Origin of the sequence: Clostridium chromiireducens (assembly GCF_003575225.1) — a bacterium.
Taxonomy (GTDB): Bacteria; Bacillota; Clostridia; order Clostridiales; family Clostridiaceae; genus Clostridium; species Clostridium chromiireducens.
Genome location: NZ_QXDJ01000004.1, coordinates 117,173 through 136,557 on the forward strand (window position 1 = coordinate 117,173; position 19,385 = coordinate 136,557).

General features: G+C 29.1%; 20 protein-coding genes and 1 other annotated feature. Of the genes, 5 read left to right on the forward strand and 15 right to left on the reverse strand.

Features of this window, described 5'->3' with window-relative positions; all coding sequences use genetic code 11:
- Positions 1 to 246 precede the first annotated feature (246 nt).
- The 10 genes from D2A34_RS16410 to ytxC all read right to left on the reverse strand — a co-directional run bounded on the left by D2A34_RS16410 (position 247) and on the right by ytxC (position 9,721).
- Positions 247 to 756, reverse strand: coding sequence for a cell division protein FtsL (locus tag D2A34_RS16410; protein WP_079440081.1), 510 nt, complete (start codon positions 754 to 756; stop codon positions 247 to 249).
- A 38-nt stretch (positions 757 to 794) separates the two neighbouring features.
- Positions 795 to 1,727 carry a 16S rRNA (cytosine(1402)-N(4))-methyltransferase RsmH gene (gene rsmH / locus D2A34_RS16415; RefSeq protein WP_079440082.1) on the reverse strand — a complete coding sequence of 311 codons (933 nt, stop codon included), beginning with the start codon at positions 1,725 to 1,727 and terminating at the stop codon, positions 795 to 797.
- A 12-nt stretch (positions 1,728 to 1,739) separates the two neighbouring features.
- A complete protein-coding gene (gene mraZ, locus D2A34_RS16420) occupies positions 1,740 to 2,168 on the reverse strand; it encodes a division/cell wall cluster transcriptional repressor MraZ (RefSeq protein WP_079440083.1) in 429 nt (142 codons plus the stop codon).
- Between the two features lie 222 nt (positions 2,169 to 2,390).
- Positions 2,391 to 4,769: a phenylalanine--tRNA ligase subunit beta gene (pheT, locus tag D2A34_RS16425; RefSeq protein ID WP_119367334.1), complete on the reverse strand. Its 2,379-nt coding sequence runs from the start codon at positions 4,767 to 4,769 to the stop codon at positions 2,391 to 2,393.
- A gap of 277 nt (positions 4,770 to 5,046) precedes the next feature.
- Positions 5,047 to 6,066, reverse strand: coding sequence for a phenylalanine--tRNA ligase subunit alpha (gene pheS, locus D2A34_RS16430; protein WP_079440085.1), 1,020 nt, complete (start codon positions 6,064 to 6,066; stop codon positions 5,047 to 5,049).
- A gap of 186 nt (positions 6,067 to 6,252) precedes the next feature.
- Positions 6,253 to 6,479 (reverse strand) — a binding site (T-box leader).
- Positions 6,480 to 6,548: 69 nt separating this feature from the next.
- Positions 6,549 to 7,331 carry a TrmH family RNA methyltransferase gene (locus D2A34_RS16435; RefSeq protein ID WP_079440086.1) on the reverse strand — a complete coding sequence of 261 codons (783 nt, stop codon included), beginning with the start codon at positions 7,329 to 7,331 and terminating at the stop codon, positions 6,549 to 6,551.
- Positions 7,332 to 7,512: 181 nt separating this feature from the next.
- Positions 7,513 to 7,872: a 50S ribosomal protein L20 gene (gene rplT / locus D2A34_RS16440; protein WP_079440087.1), complete on the reverse strand. Its 360-nt coding sequence runs from the start codon at positions 7,870 to 7,872 to the stop codon at positions 7,513 to 7,515.
- A 28-nt stretch (positions 7,873 to 7,900) separates the two neighbouring features.
- Positions 7,901 to 8,098 (reverse strand): 50S ribosomal protein L35, encoded by a 198-nt coding sequence (rpmI, locus tag D2A34_RS16445; RefSeq protein ID WP_079440088.1) that lies wholly within the window; start codon positions 8,096 to 8,098, stop codon positions 7,901 to 7,903.
- A 21-nt stretch (positions 8,099 to 8,119) separates the two neighbouring features.
- Positions 8,120 to 8,641, reverse strand: a complete 522-nt coding sequence (gene infC / locus D2A34_RS16450; RefSeq protein ID WP_079440089.1) for a translation initiation factor IF-3 — start codon at positions 8,639 to 8,641, stop codon at positions 8,120 to 8,122.
- A 180-nt stretch (positions 8,642 to 8,821) separates the two neighbouring features.
- Complete coding sequence (gene ytxC, locus D2A34_RS16455) at positions 8,822 to 9,721, reverse strand: putative sporulation protein YtxC (RefSeq protein WP_079440090.1); 900 nt, start codon at positions 9,719 to 9,721, stop codon at positions 8,822 to 8,824.
- 213 nt (positions 9,722 to 9,934) lie between these two features.
- Here ytxC and D2A34_RS16460 point away from each other — a divergent pair, with 213 nt between their 5' ends.
- Positions 9,935 to 10,639, forward strand: a complete 705-nt coding sequence (locus D2A34_RS16460) for a DUF6873 family GME fold protein (RefSeq protein WP_119367335.1) — start codon at positions 9,935 to 9,937, stop codon at positions 10,637 to 10,639.
- Positions 10,640 to 10,807: 168 nt separating this feature from the next.
- On the opposite strand, the gene D2A34_RS26810 is transcribed toward D2A34_RS16460, so the two are convergent.
- The gene (locus D2A34_RS26810; protein WP_169896788.1) at positions 10,808 to 10,972 is read right to left on the reverse strand and encodes a hypothetical protein; all 165 of its coding nucleotides are present in this window, start codon (positions 10,970 to 10,972) and stop codon (positions 10,808 to 10,810) included.
- A 366-nt stretch (positions 10,973 to 11,338) separates the two neighbouring features.
- Here D2A34_RS26810 and D2A34_RS16465 point away from each other — a divergent pair, with 366 nt between their 5' ends.
- The 3 genes from D2A34_RS16465 to ilvA all read left to right on the forward strand — a co-directional run bounded on the left by D2A34_RS16465 (position 11,339) and on the right by ilvA (position 15,183).
- Complete coding sequence (locus D2A34_RS16465) at positions 11,339 to 12,895, forward strand: ABC-F family ATP-binding cassette domain-containing protein (protein WP_079440092.1); 1,557 nt, start codon at positions 11,339 to 11,341, stop codon at positions 12,893 to 12,895.
- Between the two features lie 331 nt (positions 12,896 to 13,226).
- On the forward strand, positions 13,227 to 13,649 hold the full coding sequence (locus D2A34_RS16470) for a YjdF family protein (RefSeq protein ID WP_079440093.1): 423 nt from the start codon (positions 13,227 to 13,229) through the stop codon (positions 13,647 to 13,649).
- A 313-nt stretch (positions 13,650 to 13,962) separates the two neighbouring features.
- Positions 13,963 to 15,183 carry a threonine ammonia-lyase gene (gene ilvA, locus D2A34_RS16475; protein WP_079440094.1) on the forward strand — a complete coding sequence of 407 codons (1,221 nt, stop codon included), beginning with the start codon at positions 13,963 to 13,965 and terminating at the stop codon, positions 15,181 to 15,183.
- 186 nt (positions 15,184 to 15,369) lie between these two features.
- Here the strand turns inward: ilvA and D2A34_RS16480 are convergent, their stop codons facing one another.
- From D2A34_RS16480 to D2A34_RS16490, 3 genes are all read right to left on the reverse strand, one after another.
- A complete protein-coding gene (locus D2A34_RS16480; protein WP_079440095.1) occupies positions 15,370 to 16,035 on the reverse strand; it encodes an HAD family hydrolase in 666 nt (221 codons plus the stop codon).
- Between the two features lie 455 nt (positions 16,036 to 16,490).
- On the reverse strand, positions 16,491 to 17,108 hold the full coding sequence (gene udk / locus D2A34_RS16485) for a uridine kinase (protein WP_079440096.1): 618 nt from the start codon (positions 17,106 to 17,108) through the stop codon (positions 16,491 to 16,493).
- Between the two features lie 170 nt (positions 17,109 to 17,278).
- Positions 17,279 to 18,088 carry a hypothetical protein gene (locus D2A34_RS16490; RefSeq protein ID WP_079440097.1) on the reverse strand — a complete coding sequence of 270 codons (810 nt, stop codon included), beginning with the start codon at positions 18,086 to 18,088 and terminating at the stop codon, positions 17,279 to 17,281.
- 371 nt (positions 18,089 to 18,459) lie between these two features.
- Here D2A34_RS16490 and D2A34_RS16495 point away from each other — a divergent pair, with 371 nt between their 5' ends.
- On the forward strand, positions 18,460 to 18,939 hold the full coding sequence (locus tag D2A34_RS16495; protein ID WP_079440098.1) for a CarD family transcriptional regulator: 480 nt from the start codon (positions 18,460 to 18,462) through the stop codon (positions 18,937 to 18,939).
- 165 nt (positions 18,940 to 19,104) lie between these two features.
- Here the strand turns inward: D2A34_RS16495 and D2A34_RS16500 are convergent, their stop codons facing one another.
- Positions 19,105 to 19,260: a zinc-ribbon domain-containing protein gene (locus D2A34_RS16500; RefSeq protein ID WP_015392682.1), complete on the reverse strand. Its 156-nt coding sequence runs from the start codon at positions 19,258 to 19,260 to the stop codon at positions 19,105 to 19,107.
- Positions 19,261 to 19,385 lie beyond the last annotated feature (125 nt).

Sequence of the window (19,385 nt, forward strand, 5' to 3'; positions counted from 1 at the left end):
TTATGTTATATACAATATCCTTGCCTTATAGTTACTCATTAGTAAATATACTTACCATAGCACATCATAAAGTTAATCTAACAATGGAAGACTTCACCTTCTAAAATTCAGTAAAATATATCTTCCATTTAGATTTAAGTACAATAGTACACATTGACTTATTATTCCTAATTATACCTTACATAACCCTCAAAATACCGATAATTTAACTTATTATTATTTATGTGGGAACACAAATTACTACGACTACTTAAGTAAACTTGTTAGTTTAGAGAATAAAGTATCTTTTTTAGGGTTAGATTCTGTATTGGTCGGTTTTATATCCTCAAAATAATTCTGAGCAAAATCAATCCTTACAGTTTCCTCTTTCTTTGGAACAAACATAGCCAATTTATTTGAAGCATTCTGTTCTATATTGTTTAAAGATGAAAACTTAAGTAATTTAACTTTTATAGCTTCATTTTCTTCTTGTGTTAGCTTAATTTCAGCACTTAATTTACTTACTTTACTTTGCATACTATAAATTTTATTATCCCCAGAAATAGTTATAAATCCAAGACCAATTATGACTACTGCTACAGTTAACATATATTTTCTATCATTTCTTCTGCTGTTTCTCAATAAATTGTTCTTGTTTGTTATATTTTTTCTTCTTTGTATTTCCTTATATTTCTTCTCTGGTTTACGTACCCTGGTTTTTCTTTCTGGTGCTAATGCTGTATTCCCTTTTATATAATCATATTCTCTTCTTCCCATTTTATTCACATCCCAACATATTTATAACATAATAATAATTATATTTTTTCAATTATCCTCAATTTAGCGCTTCTACTCCTTGGATTTTCTTCAATTTCCTCTTCAGTTGGTGCTATGCCTTTTTTTGATATATTCTTAACTTGTGGTAATTTTCCACAAGCGCAAATCGGAAATTCTTTTGGACAATTACATGGGTTTTCTAATTCTCTAAATTTAAGTTTTACAATTCTATCCTCTAAAGAGTGGAAAGTTATTATTGCCATTCTTCCCCCTTTATTTAATCTATTCACTCCATCTTCTATAGTTTTATTTAGTATTTTCAATTCTGAGTTAACTTCTATTCTAATCGCCTGAAATGTCCTTTTAGCTGGATGAGGTCCTTCTCTTCTCATTTTGGCTGGAATAGCAGCTTTAATAATATCTACTAGTTCAAAAGTTGTTTCTATAGGCTTTTCTACCCTTCTATTAACTATAAAATTTGCAATTCTTTTAGCAAATCTTTCTTCACCATAATCCTTTATGATTTTATATAAATTTTCTTCTGAATAAGTATTTATAATTTCATAAGCAGAAAAATCATTATCTCTGTTCATCCTCATATCCAATGGTGCATCCTTCATATAACTAAATCCTCTAGATGCTTCGTCAAGCTGATATGATGAAACACCAAGATCCATTAAAATTCCATCAACTTTTTCAATCTCTAAATCATTTAAAATGTTATCTATACTATAAAAATTACTATGAACATATTTTACATTACTAAAATCCCTTAGCCTTTCTTTAGCTGCACTTAGCGCATCTTTGTCTTGATCTATACCTATTAGCACTCCATCAGATGATAGATGCTTTAAAATATGGGAAGAATGTCCTGCACCACCTAAAGTACAATCAACATAAATTCCATTTTCCTTGATATTTAGTGCGTCTATGCACTCATTTAATAATACTGAAACGTGTTTAAATTCCATACTAAAAACTCCTTATATTCCTAAATCATTCATTTTTTCTGCAATTGAATCAAAATCTATACTTGATTCGTTATATTCATTCCACTTTTCTTTGCTCCATATTTCTACTCTAGATAATACTCCAATACTTACTATGTCCTTTTCTATACTTGCATATTCTTTTAAATTTTGTGGAATTAATCCCCTACCTTGTTTATCTAATTCTACCTCACAAGCCCCAGAAAAAAAGAATCGTACAAAAGATCGTGCATCTTTATTTGTTAAAGGCAAAGTTTTTAATTTATCTTCTAGTATTTTCCATTCTCCAAGCGGATAAGCATATAAACATCCATCTAGGCCTTTTGTAATAACAAATTTATTTCCCAGACCTTCTCTAAGCTTCACTGGAACAATTATTCTATTCTTAGGATCTAACGCATGTTGATATTCCCCAATAAACATTATTCTCAGCTCCCACTTTGATACTTTTTGAAATTCTCCTCTATTTTATACCACTTAACACCACTTTTAACCACTTTAAGTATATCTATTCTATAAAAACATGGTATTTCCTCCTTCATACTGATATTTTTTTATAAAAATTAAAAAAACTACGTAAAAACAATATATATTTTTACGTAGTTTTTCATCTTTTAAAATAAAATTCTTATTATATTATACTTTTTAGTCTCTTAATGTGGCTCCAAGTTTATATTCCAAAGATTTTAGAATCTTTTCATGAACTTTATTAACATCTTTATCTGTTAATGTTTTACTTTCATCTCTGTACCAAATAGCATAAGCTATACTCTTCTTACCTTCTGGAATTTGTTTTCCTTTATATATATCAAACAATTCCACTTTTTCAACTAAGTTTCCACCAGCTTTTTTAATTGTTTCATCAATTTCTTGAACTAGAAGACTATCATCAACAAGTAATGCTATATCTCTTGTCACTGCTGGGAATTTAGGTAATGCTTTATACTTTTTATCCATATCAGCATTTTCATATAAAACATCTAAATCTAACTCAGCAACAAAGCATGGTACATCTAAACCATAATTCTCACAAACATCTAAGTGAACTTCTCCAAGTGTTCCAGCATTGTTTCTGGCAACAACAATCTTAGCTGTTTTTCCAGGATGGTAGCTTACATTTTCGCTTTCTCTTTCATATTTAACATTTTTTATTCCAAGACCCTCAGTTATGTTTTCAACAACACCCTTAAGTTCTAAATAATCACAATCTCCATACATACCTATAGTTAAGGTATTTTTTTCTATTGGAAGCTTTGTTTCATCTTCATTTGGAATATAAACTTTACCCATTTCAAATAATCTAACATATGAATTATTTCTAGAATAATTTCTTCCGAGAGATTCCATAATTGAAGGAAGTGTTGATGTTCTCATTACACTATAGTCTTCTCCTAATGGATTCTTTATCTTAACAACCTTTCTAAGTTCACTATCTTCAGGTAAATTGATTTTATCAAATACCTTTGGAGATACAAATGAGTAACTAATAGATTGATTTAATCCACTTCCTGTTGCAAGCAATACTACTCTGTTATCTAACATTCCTTTTCTATATCTAGGTTCTCTTTCTGTAGACACCTTGAAAATTGTTGTAGGAATCTTTTCATATCCATAAATTCTTGCTATTTCTTCAGCTATGTCTTCTCTAATTGCAATGTCAACTCTGAAAGTTGATGCTGTTACAACTAAATTTTCACCATTAATTTCTGTGAATAAATCAACACTATCTAAACATCTCTTCATCTCTTCTTTAGAAAGATCTGTTCCAAGGAAGTTATTAACCCAATTTGAATCAACAGTTACAGTTGATGCTTCTTTTTTATTGTTATAAACATCTATAGTGCCTTCCATAACTTCTCCAGCATTTAATTCACATATTAAACTACATGCTCTGTTTATTGCTATTTCAGCCAAATTAGGATCAATATCTTTTTCAAATCTGCTTGAAGCCTCTGTTCTTAAATTTAACTTCTTAGAATTCACTCTTATGTTAGTACCATCAAAGTTTGCACATTCAAAAACAACTTCAGTAGTATCTTCTTTTATTTCTGAGTTTAAGCCACCCATTATTCCAGCAAGGCCTATAGTGTTGCCTCCATCTTTAATACAAAGCATGGAATCATCTAATTCTCTTTCTACTTCATCTAAAGTCGTGAATTTTTCTTTATCTTTAGCTCTTTCAACAACTATTTTATTAGTAGTGATTTCTCTCTTATCAAAAGCATGCATTGGTTCCCCAATTTCAAGCATTACAAAATTTGTTATATCAACTATATTATTTATAGGTCTAATTCCTGCTTCAAGAAGTCTTTCCTGCATCCATCCTGGTGATGGCTGCACTTTAACATTTTTAATTCCTCTTGCAATATATCTATTACAAAGTGAATCTTTAACTTCAACTGTTAGTTCATCACTTATATTCTTAGAACATTTTGCTTCATAATCTAAATTAGGCATTTTATAAGTAGTTCTAAGCGCTGCCGCTGTTTCTCTTGCCATCCCAACCATGCTTAAACAATCTGGTCTATTTGAAGTTATTTCGAAATCCAAGATAGCCTTATTTAAACCTAAAACTTCTTTAATATCAGCTCCGATTTTAGTATCCGCAGGTAAAATCATTAATCCATGTACTGGTTCATCTCCCGCTATGCCTAATTCTTCTTCTGAACAGAACATACCATTTGACACTTCTCCTCTAAGCTTACCTTTTTTAATTTTAGATCCATCAGCTAATGTAGAACCATGAAGAGCAACTGGTACAATGTCTTGTTCTTTCATATTGGTTGCAGCTGTAACTATTTGTATTTCTTCAGTGCCTATGTCAACCTGACATATACTTAATTTTTCTGCATCTGGATGCTTTTCTATTTTATTAATTTTACATGTAACCACATTTTGAATTACATCACCTTGAACAACAAGTTCCTCTAATTGTGAACCAGTTAAAGTTAATTTATCTCCTAATTCTTTAGGACTAACATTTATATCAACATAATCTTTAAGCCAGTTATATGGTACTTTCATTTTGCTTCCTCCTCTTTTAACAACGAAGTAATTAATTCGCTCTAAATCTAATATCTCTTACCCTCATTTTTATAAGTGTAAAAGTTCTTAATTGTGCTTCGCACTTTTTTATATGTGATAAGATCTTAATTGCAGCATAGCTGCTTTTTTTAAGGTGCATATTCTGAAGAATATATATGGTAATATTCTCTAGAATATATATGGTTAAAAATATATATTCTTAAATCTCCAAGTTTCTAATTACTAGAACTCATGAAAGATGTTATGCTATAAGTTCTTAAAATTGATTTAAGAATCTCATATCACTTTCATAAAGTAATCTTATATCATCTATTCCATATTTCAACATTACCATTCTATCAACACCAAATCCAAAAGCAAATCCACTATAAACTTCTGGATCAAGCCCACAATTTCTAAGAACATTTGGGTGAACCATACCGCAACCTAATAATTCAATCCAACCACTGCCTTTACACACTCTACATCCTTCTCCACCACAAACAAAGCAAGTTGCATCCATTTCAGCAGATGGCTCTGTGAACGGGAAATGGTGCGGTCTGAATTTAGTTTGAACCTTATCTCCAAACATCTTCTTAGCAAATAATTCTAATGTTCCTTTTAAATCAGCAAAAGTAACTCCTTTGTCAATAACCAAACCTTCCATTTGATAGAATATTGGCGAGTGAGTAGCATCTACTGAATCTGATCTATATACTTTACCAGGTGATATCATTTTTATTGGAGGTTTTTGATTTTCCATAGTTCTAATTTGAACTGGTGAAGTTTGAGTTCTTAGAACTATATTATCGTTGATATATAAAGTATCTTGTTCACTTCTTGCCGGATGATTCTTAGGGATATTTAATGCCTCAAAATTGTAACGGTCAAGTTCAACTTCTGGACCTTCTTCAATAGTGAAACCCATTGAAATAAAGATTTCTTCCATGCTTTGTAATGTTAGGTCTAAAGGATGCCTTTTTCCTATTACTTTTTTTCTTCCTGGAAGTGAAATATCTATAGTTTCTCCAGCAAGTTTTTCTGACTTTTCCTTATCTTTAATAGTTTTTAATATGCTTTCTAGTTTCTCTTCAACAACAGCTTTAGCTTCATTCACCATTTTTCCAACTATCGGTCTTTCTTCTGGAGATAATCCTCCCATACCTCTTAATATTGTAGTAAGTTCTCCTTTTTTACCTAAGAACTTTACTCTTATCTCTTCTAATTCACTGCTATTTTTTACAGCTTCAATTTGATTTAATGCAAGCTCTTGCAATTCTTTAAGTTTTTCTTTCATAATTGTTCTCCTTTCAATAAATTCAGCAAACAATGTCATATTATTTACTTTTAGTCGCCAATAAAGTGATTTTTCATTTATTTCTTAAAACACACTTCAAAAATCTTAACCCCTTACCGGCTAGACTTGAATTAATCACAAATTATTATACTGAGCAAATTTTTACACAAAAAAATCGCCCCCATAAAAAGGGACGAAAAATCCGCGTTACCACCCTAATTGGAGCTTTATCACTAAAGCAACCCAACTTAATTTAATTAACGACTTTTTTTGCCGCTAGCTACTACTAAAAATTTCACAGCTAGAACTCCTGAGTGAACTTCAATATTATATTATTTAAGAAGGCTTGCAGTCTATGACCTTCTCTCCCTTAAAATTCTTCTAATATCTACTCTCTCATTCACAGTTTTTAAATATTTCATTAATACAACTAATTATACAAATAAATCCTAAAAATATCAATACTCAATTTTATGATATCTTTACAAATTACTTTGCCTTACTTTTTCATACATTATAACTGACGCAGCTATAGCTACATTTAGAGATTCTGCATTACCAGGCATAGGGATTTTAACTTTAGTATTAGCCAAATCAAATACTTCACTACTCACTCCATTACCTTCATTTCCAACAGCTAGCAGAACTTTACCCTTTAGATCTACGTCAAAAAAGTTTTTATCAGTATCAAGTGATGTAACAACTATGTTGAATCCCTTCTCTTTTAATTGCTTAACTAATGTTAAATTCTCATCATCATAATGAATAGGAATATAAAATATAGAACCCATTGTAGATCTAATAGTTTTTTCATTGTATATATCTACAGTTCCTTTTGTTAATATAATCCCTTGTACTCCTGCCGCATGAGAAGTTCTTATTATAGTTCCTAAGTTACCAGGATCCTGTATTTTATCACAAAGCAAATAGAAATCACCATTATCACTTAATGACATTGAATTCATATTAATTACAGCAATTATTCCTTGTGGCCCTTCTGTAGAAATTAATTCTTTAAATAAGCTTTCACTTATTTTATATATTTTTGTATCCTCAGTTATGTAATGTAATAAAAATTGATCAATTCTCTCAAATGCATCTTCTGTAACAATTAAATAATCTATATTAACTTTCGCTTTGAATGCCTCTTGAATCAATCTAAACCCTTCTATTATATATTGATTATTTTTATTTCTATTTTTTCTTTCTTTAAGTTTCTTGGTATACTTAAACAAATTATTTTCTTTACTTTCAATAAATATCAAAGTTCTACACCTCTAACCTATTCAGCTTTTCTTACAAATCATACTTTCAAGCTCATTACCAAGAGCCGCCACAACATTCCTATATACTTATATATAATCTTCGAAACAAGAAACAGCTATACCATTACTATAAATTATTTTATAAATAAAATAAAATGCGGCCTAAGCCGCATTTTATGTATTAAGCGTTTAATTGTTTCTTAGCAACTTCTACTAATTCTGAAAACGCCTTAGGATCATTTATAGCTATCTCTGATAACATTTTTCTATTGATATCTATTCCAGCTAATTTAATTCCGTTCATGAATTTTGAATATGATAAATCATTCATTCTTGTAGCAGCGTTTATTCTTGCGATCCATACGCTTCTATAATCTCTCTTCTTATTCTTTCTTCCAACATAAGAATTTCTTAATGCTCTTATTACTGATTCATTAGCAGTTTTAAATAACTTGCTCTTTCCACCATAGTATCCTTTTGCAAGTTTTAAAACTTTTTTATGATTTTTACGAGAATTTTTCGCTCTCTTTACTCTTGCCATTACTTAAACCTCCTGCACTACCTCTATTTTATAGGTATGGTAATAATTTCTTAATAGTTTTTTCTTGTGTTACTGAAACGTATCCAGCTTTTCTAAGATTTCTCTTTCTCTTTGAGCTCTTCTTAGTTAAGATATGACTCTTAAACGCTTTAGCTCTCTTGATCTTTCCTGTACCTGTCTTTTTGAATCTTTTTGCTGCACCTCTATGACTTTTCATTTTTGGCATGATTAAAATCCTCCTCTCAAGTTATGCCTTCTTAGGCCCTAAAACCATTGTCATGCTTCTGCCTTCTCTTTTAGGATGTTTCTCTATTAGGCAGACATCTTCTAATTTAGAAGCAAAGTTATTAAGAATTCTTTGCCCAATGTGGGAAAGTTCCATTTCTCTACCTCTAAATCTGACAGTGATTTTAACTTTATCTCCATCTAATAGGAACTTTCTTGCATTTTTTGCTTTTATGTCAATATCATGTTCCTCAATAGTTAGACTGCATCTTATTTCTTTAATACTTACAATTTTTTGCTTTTTCTTAGCTTCTTTTTCCTTTTTTGATTGCTCATATATATACTTACCAAAGTCCATAATCTTACAAACTGGTGGTGTAGCATTAGGAGAAATCATAACTAAGTCCATTTCTTTCTCTTCTGCAAGTCTTCTTGCTTCAGCTGATGAGATAACACCTAATTGCTCCCCATCGCTTCCAATCACTCTAAGTTCTTTTTCTCTTATTTCTTCATTCATAGAAAAATCTTTATTAATATTTTTCACCTCCGAAAAATTACATACATAATAAAAAGACGGCCATATAGCCGTCTCAACATTATCAATACATCATGCATAATGCATAAATAGATATCCATTAACCCAACCAGTAGAATTAACACTGTTAGGTGAGAAACGGCTGTTTCTTCTTAACGAATATTAGTATATCATCTTTATTAATACGTGTCAATATTTTTTCGCAATTATTTTTTCAGAATTATATTCGTTGTTTGCTTCATAAAAAGTCACTCTATTTTCAAACACATTTTCTATTGTATCCAAAAACTCCTTATTGTTGCAATTTTCTTTACCAAAAATATTTATAGCTTTTGGTGCATTTGTAATAAGTCCACTTATTAGTATGTCCTCAATATTTAAATCTACTTTATTTTGTTCCGTTATTAATTCATTGCAAAAATCGTAATATAAATTTTTACCTTCTTTATCCCGAATAATATAATTATTCCCTTCTTCTATTATTATATTAACTTCTTCTATCTTAGATTCCTGTAACTCTACAAAATACTTTAGTAATTTTATAAATTCCTTATATTCCTTTTCGACCATATATCTTTCCACAACTTTATCTATAATTTTCTCAATATCACCTCTAAGTTTTCGCATTCTAAAAGTTATAAACCCATCTATATTAAGTTCTTGTTTTTCACTTATACAATCTCTAATCATTTCTACCATTAAGTTTATTTTATTTAAGCAATATATAGAATCTTCATTTTGAGTAGTTTCTTCATATTTTAATACTTTAACTATTTGATCTTCCACCTCCAGTATCTCACTTTGTTTTAAGAAAAAATAGTTATCCGTTATGAATTCAAACATTTCTTTTTTTCTATAATTATCAATTACTATTCTATATAAAATATTACTAACATATAAGTTAATAACTTCTTTTATTTTTTCATTATAACATTCATCCTCAGAAATTATCTTAATTATATGAGTATTTCCTTCGATGCTTTCAACAAACCCTATTAAGATATTTTTCTTCTTCAGTAGCTCTCTTAGCTCTTGCAGGTCCCGAGAAAAAGTCAAGTCTTCACTATAAGCTAATTTTAAAATAAGCATGGATTTCACTCCCTTCTTAATATTAGTATGTATAAAAAATCTAATGATATGCAGAGTTTATATTTTATTTTTGGTTAAACACAAGTTCCTTTTTTACGTATAATCGTTAATTAATTGACATATCTAAATCTAAGGTTCAAAATATAATTTAAATCAACTGCCTTGCTAGATTGCAAAAGCAGATTATTTATCACATTTTTTAAGGAGCATTTTATGCATTGTTTTATTGATTATAGAGCGACAAAAGAAGAATTACTTAATCTTTCAAAATTTGGAATCAATCCAATTCTAGTCCCAAAATCTAATGATGTTTATGAAGCTATAAATGGTCATCCTGATATTCAATTAAATATATTAAAAAATAGTTTAAGTGATAAAATCATTATCCAAAAAAATATTTCTGAAACTTTCATTAATATTCTCAAAGAAAATAATATAGATTATATTTTTTCTAAGAGCTCGTTGACTAATAAATATCCTGGTGATATTATTTTAAATTCCTTAATATTAGAGAATTATTTTATACACACATTAAAATTTAGTGACGATAACCTTTTAAAATCGCAATATTTAAAAAAACATATTAATGTTCCTCAAGGATACACCAAATGTTCTATCCTACCCGTTAATGAAACTGCATTAATTACAAGCGATAGAGGAATTTTTGAATCTTTAAAAAATTATAACTTTGATATTCTTCTGCTTCCTCCCGGAGATATATTACTACCTTCACTAAATTATGGCTTTATAGGCGGGGTTGGTGGTATGATCTCTAATAACAAAATGGCTTTCTTTGGTGATCTAGATAGTTACAAATGGGGAGACGAAGTAAAAAAGTTTCTTTCAAAATATGACGTCGCACCCATCCCACTAAGAAAAGGAAAATTAATAGATCGAGGTAGTCTACTTACCTTATAATCATGTCCACTATATAATATGATTTCTGTTTTTTTATGTTACTTTTATATTAGGCAACTGAAGCATTATATAAAATACAAAAAATTACTTAAATCTCCTTTATAATGTTCTCAAAAACAAAAAAGATAGCATGTGTAAGATTCCTCTTGACTGCTATCCTTTTCATTTTTATCTTATTATCCTATTTCTTATCTCACTGCTCAATTTTTCAGCTTTTTCTTTTACAATTCCTGTCATAGTTCTAAATTCGCTACTCATATCTTGAGTGAATTCTTTCATTTCACATCTCATTTTTTCTGCCTTTTCTTTTATTTCTTTGTTTAAATCTAGCATAATAATATCTCCTTTCTTAAAAAATCTTTATATTATTTATAATTGCTAAAAAATTATATTTATAAATGTTTTTTTGTAATATAAGTTTGCCCCAAAATAGGAATATTATTAATAAAACTCTGACTTATTTTTAATTTTTCAAATATTTATGGTCATATGTAAAAATTTTTCATATGACCATCACAATTTCTTACTTTTTGATTATTTCTATATTTCTAAACTTAAAAATTCGCCTTCCATATATAAATCAAATTTATTAAATGCCCAAGAAAATAAGAAATTTACTTTGACATAGTAGCTTCCTATCATTTAAACTATTTTAGAATAGATTTATAACGAATTATTTTATATTTTAGGAGGCAATTAATGAGCGTACTTACTGTTAAAAATATGAATCATGGCTTTGGAGATAGAGCTATTTTCGAAGATGTATCATTTAGATTATTAAAAGGTGAACATGTTGGTCTTATTGGAGCTAATGGAGAAGGTAAATCAACATTTATGAATATAGTAACAGGAAAACTTATGCCTGATGAAGGTAATGTTATATGGTCAAATAATGTTAGAGTTGGATATATGGACCAACATGCTGCTTTAACTAAAGGACAAAGTATAAGAGATGCTTTAAGAGATGCTTTTAAATACCTTTTTGATTTGGAAGCCGAAATGAATTCTTTATATGAAAAAATGGGTGATTGCAGTGAAGATGAGTTAAATAAAATGTTAGATAGAACTGCTACAATTCAAGACATGCTTGATCATAATGGATTTTATATAATTGATCCAAAAGTCGAGGAAGTTGCGAAGGGGCTTGGACTTTTAGATTTAGGCTTAGATAGAGATGTTGATGATTTATCAGGTGGACAAAGAACTAAAATTCTTTTAGGTAAATTATTACTACAATCTCCTGATATTTTACTTTTAGATGAGCCTACTAACTATCTTGATGAAGAACATATAGAATGGCTTAAAAGATACCTTCAATCGTATGAAAATGCATTTATACTAATTTCACACGATATCCCATTCATAAATTCAGTAGTTAACTTAATTTATCACGTAGATGAAAGAAAGCTTACTAGATACGTTGGAGATTATGATGAATTCCAAAGAATATATACAGAAAACAAGAAGAAATTAGAAGCTGCCTTTGAAAAGCAACAAAAGGAAATTGCAAGACTTGAAGACTTCGTTGCTAGAAATAAAGCTAATGTTGCTACTGCTAATATGGCTAAATCTAGACAAAAGAAATTAGATAAGATGGATGTAATTGAACTTTCTAAGGAAAAGCCAAAACCTGAATTCAACTTCAAACCAGCTAGAGCTTCTGGTAAAGTTATTTTTGAAACTAAAGATTTAGTTATAGGTTATGACTCTCCTCTTACAAAACCATTAAATTTATATATGGAAAGAGGACAAAAAATAGCATTAGTTGGAGCTAACGGACTTGGTAAATCAACTCTTTTAAAAAGTTTACTAGGTATAATCAAACCACTTAGCGGAGAAGTTAATCTAGGAGATTATCAATACATAGGTTATTTTGAACAGGAAGATAGAGGCGATAATAGTAACACTTGTATAGAGGAAGTGTGGCAAGAGTTCCCTGGATATACTCAATATCAAATAAGAGCTGCTCTTGCTAAATGTGGACTTACAACTAAACAATTAGAATCTCAAATAAGAGTTCTATCTGGTGGTGAGGCTGCAAAAGTTAGGCTTTGTAAAATTATAAATAATGAGACTAACATATTAATACTTGACGAGCCTACAAATCATTTAGATGTTGATGCAAAAGATGAATTAAAAAAGGCACTTAAAGAATACAAAGGAACAATTCTATTAGTTTCACATGAACCTGACTTTTATAGAGACATAATAACTGAAACTTGGAACTGTGAAGATTGGACAACAAAGATAATATAGCAATTATTAAAAATGTAGTCAGTTTATTAAAACTGGCTCTTTTTTGCATTTTAAACTTTATCACTTTATATAATCTCTCTATAAAACCTTATCATGGTGTTTATATATAAATTCATATATTAACTATATAAAATACAATAAAATCTCATAATGCAAATATAATAATAAACAGTTCTCTTTTCATTGATACTTTCTTCTATTATAATAATGTTTAAGAGATAAAAACACTGTTTCTGTTGGTAGTCAGAACCTATATTATAATATAGCAGTAACCTGCCCTCCTGGGGTTGTCCATTCTCCGTAAATTTATTTCATACAGGAGGATTTAATTATGGTAACAATAATTAAATTAACAGTTCTTTTTGATGATCCATTTTGGATTGGTGTCTTTGAAAATATTGAAAATGGCGAATATAATGTATGCAAAGTTACCTTCGGCTCAGAACCAAAAGATGAGGAAACTTACGAATTCATACTAAAAAAATTCTATCATTTAAATTTTAGTTCGCCGATATTGTCTGATGAATTTAAATCAGTAGAAAGGAAACACAATCCTAAAAGGCTTCAGAGAAGTATTAGAAAAGAGGTTAATGCTAAAGGCATAGGAACTAAAGCTCAAATAGCTATGCAATTACAGCATGAACAAAGCAAAATAATACGCAAACAAAAATCAAAAGAGCAAAAGGAGCAAGAAGAGCAAAAAAAGTTTGAGTTAAGAAAAAAGAAAAAGCTAGAAAAGCATAAAGGACATTAACAGTAAAAGTCCTCTATAAATCTCTTCTTTTTTAACTATTATACTTCATTTTGTAACTATCTAAAATGCTCGAAAATAACAAGTTAAAAATGCTACTAATGTCTTAAACACAAATAAATATCATTTTGATAAATGATATTGCAGCATTATATTAACTTGTTATTTTTGTTCTTCTTTATAATTTAAATATACTTTTTTATTTTATCTCACAAAGTTCACTGTCTTAAAAACTCTTACTTGACATAAAATGCTAACATGTTATCATAAAACTATTAGCTAAAAGCAATATACATATAAAGGGGATATTACAAAAATGATGACACTAGATAAATTTGAAGAAGCATACGAAATCGTACAGAGAGTAATTTTAAAAACTAAATTAGTGTTTAGTGATTATTATTCAGATATTACAGGAAATAAAGTCTACTTCAAGCCTGAAAATATGCAAAAAACGGGTGCTTATAAAATAAGAGGGGCATACTATAAAATCAGCACGCTTTCAGAAGAAGATAGAAACAAAGGTCTTGTAACAGCTTCTGCTGGCAACCACGCTCAAGGAGTAGCTTACGCTGCAAAATCCTATAATACAAAAGCAATAATTGTAATGCCAACTACCACTCCACTAATGAAGGTTAATCGTACTAAAGCCTATGGAGCAGAAGTTATTTTACATGGAGATGTTTATGATGAAGCTTGTAATTACGCTTTAAAACTTGCCGAAGAAAAAGGCTATACTTTCATTCATCCTTTTGATGACTTAGATGTAGCAACCGGTCAAGGCTCAATAGCGATGGAGATCATAAAAGAATTACCAACCGTTGATATAATCTTAGTACCAATAGGCGGCGGTGGACTCGCTACAGGAGTTTCTACACTCGTTAAACTTCTTAACCCTAACATAAAAGTTATTGGTGTTGAGCCCGCTGGTGCAAACTGCATGCAGGTTTCATTAAAAAACGGAGAAGTAATCACTCTTCCTTCAGTGGATACTATAGCTGATGGTACTGCCGTTAAAACTCCTGGCTCTAAGATTTTTCCATATATAAAACAAAATCTTGACGAAATCATAACTATTGAAGATCACGAGCTTATAGGAGCATTCCTAGATATGCTTGAAAATCACAAAATGCTTGCTGAAAACTCAGGTTTATTAACTGTAGCAGCATTAAAACACTTAGATGTAAAGGATAAAAAAATTGTATCTATTATAAGTGGTGGCAACATGGACGTGATTACTTTTGCATCCTTAGTACAACATGGTTTAATTGAAAGAGAACGTATTTGTACAGTTTCTGTTTTGCTTCCAGATAAACCTGGTGAATTAACAAATGTATCTAAGGTAATTGCAGAAGCTCAAGGTAATATAATCAAACTAGATCATAATCAATTTGTTAGCATTAATCGTAACAGTGCGGTTGAACTTGATATAACTATGGAAACCTTTGGGCATGAACATAAAGAAGCCATTATAAAAGCCCTTAGGAATAATGGTTATGATCCAAAAGTTATAAACCCTAAAATGATTTACCAATAATTAAACTTACGAAAAATGATCTACAAAAAACTTTTAGTAGATCATTTCTATTTATAATATATTTAGGTCTTTTATTTTAGCACCTTACCAGCGCCATTACACTTAAAAACTACAACTTGTCCTACTTTTAATAATATATTCTTCTACATACCAGTACTTTAAAGTTATATTAATTGATTAAAAATACTAATTCAATTTATTATTTTTAATCAATTCTTTTACATCAATTAACCGTTCACATATTTTAAATGCTAATTTTTTTGTCTCTTCCTCTAATACTTTCATATCCGGAACATGTATACCAGTCATTCCTGCTGAATGAGCCGCCATTATCCCAGCGTCTGAATCTTCTATAACCAAACAATTTTTAGGGTCCACATCTAATTCTTCTGCTGCCTTTAGGAAAATTTCCGGATCTGGTTTGGAATTTTTCACTTGATCACCGCAAACTATAGAATTAACTTTCTCTTTTATCTTTGCTTCTTCCAATAGTTCTAGTGCTCTTTGTCTCCTTGTTGAAGTTGCAACAGCTATTTTAAATTTTTCTTTATTTAAATAATCTAGTAATTCATGAACTCCCGCTTTAATTTTAACACCATTTTCATTTGTTGTTTTATGTGCTAATTCAGATTTCTTCTTATATATCTCATCAAACGGGAAATCACTTCCATATTCCTCCAACATAACTAACTTTATGCCATCAACATTTCTCCCAATAAACTTTACATAAAACTCTTCAGCTATTTCATATTTATATTCTTTAAGAACTTCCTTATAGCATTGAAATGATATTCTTTCTGAATCAATTAATACTCCATCCATATCAAAAATTATTGCATCTATTTTTTTCATACGTTTTCTCCTCTTCTCCAATTAAAAATATTGCGTACTTTTTATATCTTAACATTTTACTTCAAACTTTCCAACTAATAAAACAATTCCAAAAATCTCTTTGCTGCACCCCATAAATATCTCTCCTTAATCCAAATCGCTGTAATTTGAATCTTTAAAGTATCTCTTAATAATAAGTAGTACATCCTTTAAATCATTTAGATCAATTTCCGCACATTCATTCATAAACATATAATATTGACTCATCACAACCACCATCGCTTCAGATTCCCTACTTCTCTAGCAGCCGAATTAGTAATTTCTATTATATGTTTAGCCCTCTTATAAAGAAGTTTGCCAGCATCTGTTAATATTATTGTTCTTGCTCTACATTCAAATAATATTAAATACTAACTACAATAAACTGCTCTAAATCAATTGATAAGAGCAGTTTATTATTAAAATATGTACAATTATTATTTATATATAAAATTCCGTATTCTTTCAAGTAACATACTTAACGCTACAGTATTTGCTCCACCCTCTGGAATTATTATATCTGCCCTTCTTTTGCTTGGATCTACAAACTCCTCATGCATAGGTTTCACAGTTCCTAAGTATTGATTTATTACAGAGTCTAAATCTCTACCTCGCTCTTTTACATCTCTTAATAATCTTCTTATTATCCTTACATCACCATCAGTATCTACAAAAACTTTTATGTCCATCAAATCACAAAGTTCCTTATTTTCAAATATCAATATTCCTTCTAATATAATAACCTTAGTTGGCTTAACTTCAACCTTATCATTTAGCCTAGTGTGTTCAACAAATGAATAAACCGGATGGTATACTGTATTTCCTTCCTTTAACTGCTTAAGATGATCTATTAAAAGATCAGTATCAAATGAATTTGGATGGTCATAATTTAGCTTCTTTCTTTCTTCTAATGAAATTTCTTCATTAGATTTATAATAATAATCATGACAAAGTATAATAACTTGCTCCTCGAAGACTTCCCTTATTTTCTCAGCTAGCGTAGTTTTACCTGATCCACTACCACCAGCTATACCTATTATCATTACATCTTGCATATCTTCCTCCATAGTATTATATATATATTCTAAATTAAACTTATATTATCATACCTTTTAGATTTTATTACAAAATAAAAAAAAAGACAACTCTTATCAAACCTTAATTATCTCTATTAGGGCCTAACAAGAGCATTGCTGTAATGCTTTTCTTATCAAATTAGTGAATTCTATAATGCATTTTTTTGGAGCACTGATGATTTCTTATATAAGTATACAGTGAGATTCTTATTCTCTTTATTGACATTCCTTAATATTATTGCATTTTCACTATTATTTTCAATACTTTCTATATCAAAAAGTTCAATTGCTTTATTAATTTTTTTAATTTCACCATTTTCTTTCTTATATAGCACGGATAAGGTTTCATCAAAATAATAATCTTGTTCTAATGTTTTATTCTGATTTTCTTCCGTTTCACCATAAGTAAATCTATCTTCTCTTCTTAAATAAGCTTTTTTCTTACTATTTATTCCAGCTTTGTTATAAACATTTTGTTTTTCATGAATATTTATATTCTTCAAAATGCACTCTATCTTAATTACAAAATTTTCGTATTTTTCAATCATTTCTACTAGTTCACTATACTCAATAACATCTTCACCATACTTAGTTCTAAAATCATCAAGCATATCCTCAACTTTACCTCTATCATATATTCCTTTGAAAGATATATCTTTTGCTAGCTCTTTTACTATATTATTTATACTTTTATAACGTATAAACTGTAGCATTTTTATAATAAAAAACATAGACAACACACAACAAGGTACTGAAATTAATGGGAAGTTAATTAGTAGAGCTCCAAGAAAAATTAGCAGCATAAAATTCCTATTGGCATCTTTATATATCTCGATTCCTTCCACAAGTGCAGGATTATAGGATAGAATCTTCTCTATCATCAAGTTCTTATTTTTTTGATTAATCTTTCTATCACTTTTAATAATTCTCCTTGATTCTTTTCTTTTACGTCCTCTCATATCAGCTACCTCCTCTTATTGTAATGTTTTCCTTAATTTTACATCACATATTATTTATTATCAAGCTCTTCCATAATTTAAATATTTCTATGTTTTACTCTTATTTTTCTTTTTTCCTTGTATTTTTCTTTATTTCTCTAGCCTTTTTTACACTACCATGTCTATTTTTAACAAAAAATTCTTTAATCACCTCTCATTAAATTAACTTTCTCATGATTTATAACAAATTGACCAATTACTTTATTTCCATTTATCTTATCAATCTCAAAATCAACCTATTGACACAATTACACTCATGTGATATATTAAAAGTTTTATTTTTTTCACAAATATGTTATACTATAAAAATAAAGAAAAAGGAGGTGGATTTTTTGTTTTCCATAGGAGATAAAGTTGTTTACCCCATGCAAGGCATAGGTACCATAGAAAGAATAGAAAATAAAGTTTTCAGCGGCAAAAATAAAGAGTATACAATAATAAAAATTCTATCAAATCACTTAGAAATAATGATTCCAAGTGATAAACTAGCTAATTCAAATTTACGTAAAATTAGCGACAATTCTACTCTCGAGAATGTATTATTTAATATTAATAATCAAGAGAATAATTCTCAAGTTATGTCTGCTAAAGAAAGATATCAAATTAATTCAAATAAAGTGAAATCTGGTTTGCTCAAGGATAGTGCTGAAGTTGTTTACGATTTGATGATTATAAGGAAAGAAAAATCACTAAACACAAGTGAAAAGCAGCTCTTCAATACTGCCCACAAATTATTAGTTCAAGAAGTTTCATTGATTAAAAATATTACTGAAGTGGAGGCTGAAAATTTTTTAGATTTGAATTTGGGATGATATAATATTTAATTTTTATTTTGTTGATTATCTATTATACAAACCTCTACATAAAAATAATAAAGTTATATCTATAAAAACTTAATCAAGAATTTATAGATATAACTTTATTAACTAAAAAAGCTATAAGAGTAAACTCTTATAGCTTATTGCTTCAAACAGAAACTATCTTCTGTTGTTTTGTTGCTTTCTAGCTCTTCTACAATCAGCACATCTTACTGGTTCATTTTCGAAACCTTTTTCTTTGTAGAATTCTTGTTCTCCAACTGTGAATATAAATTCTTTTCCACAATCTTTACATACTAATGTTTTATCTTCCATTTACAATTCCTCCAAATTTAAAGACTTAGTTAACCAATATTTTCTCATAAGGAGAAATTATAATATAATTAAATCTTTTATATATTTTGTTCTCATCGAACTTCTTAAGTATACCATACTATTTT